The organism is Zoogloea sp., from assembly GCF_017302315.1.
Taxonomy (GTDB): Bacteria; Pseudomonadota; Gammaproteobacteria; order Burkholderiales; family Rhodocyclaceae; genus Zoogloea.
This window is the reverse complement of sequence record NZ_JAFLDT010000133.1, coordinates 1-6414: the sequence shown is the minus strand read 5'-3', so window position 1 is coordinate 6414 and position 6414 is coordinate 1. Positions and strand designations below refer to the sequence as shown.

At 68.9% G+C, this 6414-nt stretch carries 3 protein-coding genes; all 3 read right to left on the bottom strand.

Features of this window, described 5'->3' with window-relative positions; translation table 11 throughout:
* A partial coding sequence (recC, locus tag J0L98_RS20805) for an exodeoxyribonuclease V subunit gamma (RefSeq protein WP_296414072.1) occupies window positions 1–3145 on the bottom strand: 3145 nt, incomplete at its 3' end.
* Between the two features lie 491 nt (window positions 3146–3636).
* Complete coding sequence (locus J0L98_RS20800) at window positions 3637–5271, bottom strand: diguanylate cyclase (protein WP_296414070.1); 1635 nt, start codon at window positions 5269–5271, stop codon at window positions 3637–3639.
* A gap of 36 nt (window positions 5272–5307) precedes the next feature.
* On the bottom strand, window positions 5308–6414 hold a 1107-nt coding region (locus tag J0L98_RS20795; protein ID WP_296414068.1), incomplete at its 5' end, for an SbcC/MukB-like Walker B domain-containing protein.

Sequence of the window (6414 nt, the reverse complement as noted above, 5' to 3'; positions counted from 1 at the left end):
CTCCTTCCATGTGCGCTTTGAGAAAACCGGCTACCAGCCTTTGGTGATCGAGCGTCACAGCGAGATGATCAGCGTCGCGCACTACTTCGAGCAGAACGGCGACCTGATCGCCGACCCGGATGTGGAATTGCATTATCCCTCCTGGGTGCCGACCGGTATCACCCAAGCCTTCTTCGGGTATCGCTCGAAGTTCATCGAGCGCGATGGCAAGACCTATGTGGATACCCGCTTCCACAAGGAGGTCGGGCCACTGGGCCAGGGCCTCGCCGTAGCGCTGGAAGAGATCGGCCATGGGCGCGGCCAGGGTCTCCCTCATCAGCTCGGCGAAGGCGCCGGCGGCCAGGTCGCCGCGGCGCTGGATGCGGGCGAGGCCCTCGGCCAGGGCGTCCTCCCGGGGCTCGCCTTGATGCACCGCATGGGCCTGGGCGGCGATGAGCTCGTCCCACAGGTGCCACAGTTCCAGGCCGTCCAGGTCGAAGGGCTCCTGGTCTTCGCTGGCCGGGTCGTCCATGTCGAAGTCCACCCGCAGGCGCTGGCGGAAGAAGGCCTTGACCGGGTCGCGCAGAAAGGCGGCCAGCTCCATCAGGGTGACGGGGGGCGTCTCGGCCGGCGTCGCCAGGGGCGGGCTGCCGCCGGGGCGGTCGTCGGCGATGCGCCACTCCTCCGCATAGGTGAACAGGCGGCTGGCCGCGGGGTCGGCCGGGAAGTAGTCGGGATTGAAGGGCTGCAGGCGATGCTCGATGCTCAGGGCGTCGAGCAGGGCATTCCCCTCCCCTTCCCGCCCGGCCAGCCGCCAGCCGGCGGCCAGATGGTCGCGCAATTGCCCCACCAGCACCGAGGGCGGCCTGAGGGTGTTGTCCTTGACGCTCCGCCCGACCCACGAGATGAACAGGCGCTCCCGGGCCGACAGCAAGGCTTCCAGGAAGAGGTAACGGTCGTCCTCCCGGCGCGAGCGGTCGCCGGGGCGGTAGTCGCGCCCCATCAGGTCGAAATCCATGGCCACCCGGGTGCGCGGGTAGTCGCCATCGTTGAGGCCGAGCAGGCACACCTGGCGGAAGGGGATGGCGCGCATGGGCATCAGGGTGGCGAAGGTCACCGCACCGGCGAAGAAGCGCTGGGACAGGCCGCTGTCGTCGAGCTGGGCGAGCCAGTGTTCGCCCACCACGGCCAGGGGCAGCGGGCCGTCCAGGCCGGCCTGCTGGCAGGCCGCCTGCCAGCGCTCCAGGGCCAGGTCGAGCTGCTGCAGGGTGTAGGCGTCGGCGCTGTCGTCGGGGGCGAAGAAGTCGGCCAGCAGGCAGCGCAGGCGCTCGCACCAGGTGGCCACGTCGGCGCTGTCGGCGAGGGCCTGCCAGGTAGCTTCGAGGCGTTCCAGGAGGTCGGCCAGGGGCCCGAGCAGGGCCGCATCAAGGCCGCCGATCTCGTCGTAGGGCTCGATGTCGTTCCACGCCCCGGCGGTGCCGCCGACGGCGTAGCCGAGGAGCATGCGGCGCAGGCCGAACAGCCAGGTGTTGCCCTCCGGCGCTGCCGGCAGGCCCAGGCTGCAGCGGTGAGCGGCATGCAGGCCCCAGCGCACCCGGGCGCCGTGCACCCAGCGGCGCACCAGCGGCAGCTGGTCTTCGCCGATGCCGAAGCGCTGGCGCAGGGCCGGCACGTCCAGGAGGTCGAGCACGTCACTCACGGCGAGGCGCGAGGTGGGCAGCTCCAGCAGCTTGCCGATGGCACCTACCAGCGGGTCGTGGCGGCCCTGGCCCTGGTCGGCAATGCTGAAGGGGATGTAACGCGGGTCATGACTGTCGATCAGCCCGAACACGGCCTGGATGTGGGGCGCATACACATCGATGTCCGGCACCATGACGATCACGTCCCGGGGGCGCAGCGTGGCATCGGCGTTGAAGGCGGCGAGCAGCTGGTCGTGGAGCACCTCCACCTCCCGCTGGGGGCTGTGGGCGATGTGGAAGCGGATGGAGTCGTCGCCGGGGGCCACCGGCGGCCAGGTGTCGCGGGTCAGACCCAGGGGGCGAAGGTCGCGGATGTCGTCCTGCAACTGGTTGAGCAGGCAGGCTGTGCCGTGGGTGGCGAACAGGTCGATGCGCTGGCGGATGTCCGCGAAGTGCTGCAGGTAGCCGGCCCGGGCCACATCGCTGTCATGCTCGTCGAGCAGGCCGATGAAGTCACGGCCCTGCTTGCCCCAGGCGGCCAGCAGGGGGTGGGCGTGGAGGTGCAGGCTGTCCTCGTCGATCTCGGCCGGCGCGCCGGCGCGGCGCTGCTGGCGGCTGCGGGTGGCGCGCAGCAGCTCCTTGTCGGCAACGATGTCGGACCAGTAGTGCTCGCAGGGGTTGTGGACGCACATCAGCACCTGGCTCCAGCGGGCCAGGGCGGCCAGCACCTCCAGGGACTGGCGCGGCAGCGCCGAGATGCCGAAGACCAGCACCCGCCGCGGCAGGCCGGCAGGGCGCGGGGCATCGTCGGGCCACCCGGCCACCCGGGCCAGGAAGGCCTCATGCACCGCCGCCCGCCCCTGCCCGGCCAGATCGGCATTGCCCCCGGCGGCCACATCAGCCAGAAGAGCCCGCCACAGGCAAGCCTGCCAGCGCTGTTCATCCGGCAGAGGCACCCGCTCGCCGGAAGCGCGGATCAGCACATCCTCGCCCACCGCCCAGGCCGCCAGCCAGTCGGCCCGGTACACCTGGTACTGGTCGAACAGGTCGGCCAGGCGCTCGGCGAGCTGGAAGCGCTTGCGCAGATCGGCATCCGCCGCCAGGAAGCGCCGCAGGGGCTGGTAGGCCGCCTGGCCGGTGAGGTCCGGCAACAGGCGCATCAGGCGCCACACCAGCAGCGCCTTGTCGAAGGGCGAGGCCTCCGGCACTGCGTCGCGCCCCAGCACCGCCCGGTAGGCCTGCCACAGGAAGCGCGAAGGCAGCGACAGATCCAGCCCCGCGGCGATCCCGCAGCCGCCGTCCTCGACATCCTCGGCCAGGGCCAGGCGCAGCCACTGGGCGATGCCGTTGCTGTGCACCAGCACGGTCTCGGTCTCGAGGGGCGCCAGCGGGTAACGCCGGATCCAGGTGACGAGCAGGTCACGCAGGGCTTCGGGGTGGTTGCCATGGACCAGCATCAGGCCGGCTGTCAGGGGGGTGGAGGGCAAGGGGAACTCCGGGGCGGGGCAGTGAGGTGGAACGAGCGGAGGATACGGGATATCCGGGACGGATCGAAGGCGCCGTGGGGGCGAACTCGTCCTAATTGCCTCCGTTTGACGCGTCGTCTGACGATCGATACGGTCTCTCCCGCAGGAGCGACTTGTAGGGGCGACTTCAGTCGCCCATCCGCGCGTTGATCACAGGCATGCCCTTGATCGACGTCCGCGGGCGACTGAAGTCGCCCCTACAGTCCCCACAGTCCCCACAGTCCCCATAGTCCCCATAGTCCCCATAGTCCCTCCAGCCACCCTCAGCGCGTCCCATAAACCCCTTAAGCTTCACCCAGCGAGTGATCCGGCCAAGGGAGCCCAAACCCCCGTCAGCATTGGGTTTGCGAACTTTTCAGGGAGGACAACGGAGGAAAACAGTGTGTATTCGACCGGACGGGAACAGCGCCGACCGCCAGGGCGAGGGCAGGCGCGAGCGGGAGAGGACGGGCTTACGCCATATCCTCCGAGTAGACCACGAAGCGCCCTCCCCCTTCGCGCTTGGCCTGGTACATGGCTGCGTCGGCGTGCTTCAGGAGAAGGGTGGCGTCATGGGCATCCACCGGATAAAGACTGACACCGATGCTCGCCGACACATGCCCGCCCGGGCAGGCAGTCAAGTCGGCGGCGATGCTGTCGAGCACCCGTTGCATGATCTCTTCGAGCTGCCGGTCGGTATTCAGCCCGTCCAGCAGAAGCACGAACTCGTCACCGCCCCAGCGGGCCACCGTATCCCCTTCCCGCAGAACCGCTTCCAGGCGGCTGGCCACTTCACGGAGCACCTCGTCACCCACTTCATGGCCCCAGGTGTCATTGATGGGCTTGAAGCGGTCCAGGTCGATCAGACACACCGCAATGCGCTCATGGCTGCGGCGGGCATGGGCCAGGGCAAGGGCCAGGCGGTCATCGAGAAGATTGCGGTTGGGCAGGCCGGTGAGGGCGTCGGTGTGGGCCATCTCGCTGAGTTTCTGGCGCGACGACTGGAGCTCCATGTTGAGGCGGTTGGTGCGGACGTAAAGCACCCCCAGGGACAAGGTGAACACCACCACCCCGCCAAGGAGGTGGAAGGCGTACTCGCGCAGCACATCGGCCAGGGCGATGGGCTCGCGCTGGTCGTAGGGGTAGATGGCATGCCGGCGCATCACCGCCTGCACGCGCTGGTACTCCAGGGGGGTGGACCAACGGTGGTAGCGTGCACTACGCGCGGCCGGACTGTCGGGTGGCATCAGCAGCAAGGCCGCGGCGACCCGGTTGGTGATCTCGATGGGGACATGGGGTGCCGTCGCCAGCGGCCATTCGGGGAACAGCTCGGTGCTGATCATGAACGGGAATTCGGTGTTGCCAACGGAATTCAGGATGCGTACCTGCGACAGCGTCATGTGCCCTTCGCTGGCCATGGCCTCGAGCACGCCCGTGCGCACGAAGCCGGCATCGGCGCGCCCCTCCAGCACCGCTTTCACCACCAGGTCCTGGGGGAAGCCGAGGAACTGCACATGGCAGTCTTCATCAAGATCAATACCGGCGCGCTCGAAGATGTCGTACTGGAGCAGGAAGCCGGCGAAGGAAGTGCGGTCAACAGCAGCAATGCGCAGATCGCGCAGATCCTGGAGGCGCTTGATCTCGTGGCGATCACTGCGGGTGAAGATCACCCCGCCGAACTGGTTCACCATCCGGCCGTTCTCCTGCTTGACCAGGGTGGCGATCCGCGACACGCCGTAGCGGGTCTCCATGACGATGTAGTGCTGGGGATTGGTCACCACGAAATCCAGCTCCCGCCGACTCAGGGCCGCCTCGAACCCGGGCAGGTTGAGGGGCACCACCTCGAAGCGCGCGCCGGGGATCTGCGCCGACAGAAAGTCCATGGTGGGCCCCCATTCGCGCACGGTCACGGACTTGTCGCGGAAGGCGGTGACGCCAACACGGTAAACCTTCTCGGCCGCCACCGCCGGCAGGCTGGTGCACAGCACGAACAGGGCAACAAGCAGCAGCCGCGGAAGTAGCGAAACCCGCCGCCCTGCCGACTGCAGCCATGACACGTTAAGACGCCCCGACGCACAGCCGAGAGGCAGGATAAAATCCTTTGACATGAGCCACTTATCGGCCGAGCGGAAAAAAACTGGACCTTAATCCACCACCACCCGGCTCTGCCCGCCGGCCAGCCGGCGCACCTCGACGCGGGTGCCGATGCGCTCGGTCATCTCCTGCACGTGGGAGATCACCCCCACCTTGCGGCCCTGGGCCTGGAGGCTGTCCAGGGCTTCCATGGCGACACGCAGGGAGTCGGCGTCCAGGCTGCCGAAGCCCTCGTCGATGAACAGGGACTCCACCTTCACCCGGTGGGACGACAGGGACGCCAGCCCGAGGGCCAGGGCCAGGGACACCAGGAAGGACTCGCCCCCCGACAGGGAATGCACCGAACGTAGCTCGTCGCCCATGTCCTGGTCGAGCACCAGCAAGCCCAGGCTGTCGGCGATGCGCTGCAGGCGGTAGCGGCGGGACAGGCTCTCCAGGTGGCGGTTGGCGTAGCCGAGCAGGATGTCGAGGGTGAGCTGCTGGGCGAAGTTGCGGAATTTCTTGCCGTCGGCCGAGCCGATCAGCTCGCCCAGGCGCGCCCACAGATCCGTGCGGGCCTGCTGGCGGGCCAGATCCGCCTGAAGGCTGCCGCTGCGGGCGCGGCGCTCGTCGTCCCGGGCCAGTTCGAACTTGATGGAAGTGTGGGCCTCGCGGGCCTCGGCCAGTTCGGCGGCCAGTTGGGCGTGGCGGGCGTTGAGCGCGTCGACGCCCTCCTCGCCCGGCACGGTGGCCCGGTGGGCGGCCAGGCTGGCTTCATTGTTATGGAGCACGGCGGTGGCGGAATCCACGGCGGTGTCGAGGGCCTGCAGGGCCTGGCGTTCGGTGCTCAGCCAGTCGGGCGCGTGGGCCAGGGCGGCGCGCAGTTGGGGCCCATCCAGTGCAGCGCCGCCCTGGGCTGCGTTGAAATCAGTGAGCCAGTCGTCCAGGCGCTGCGCTGCCTGCCCGGCCGCAAGATGCAGGGCAGCATGCCGGCTGCGAGCCTGGCCCAGGGCTTCGTCCTGGCGGGCGCGCTGGGCCTCGGCCGCCTGGGTGGCGGTCTGGCACAGGCGCAGGGCATCGGCGGCCTGGGCCATGGCGTCGTTGAGGGCGGCCTCCACAGTCGCCACCGGGCGGCCTTCAAAGAGGTCCGCGCGTTCGGCCTGCATGCGGGTCAGCGT

What these genes read in the sequence shown, in the direction of transcription:
- J0L98_RS20800 (WP_296414070.1), bottom strand. Translation starts at nt 5,271, where the DNA reads ATGTCAAAGGATTTTATCCTGCCTCTCGGCTGTGCGTCGGGGCGTCTT.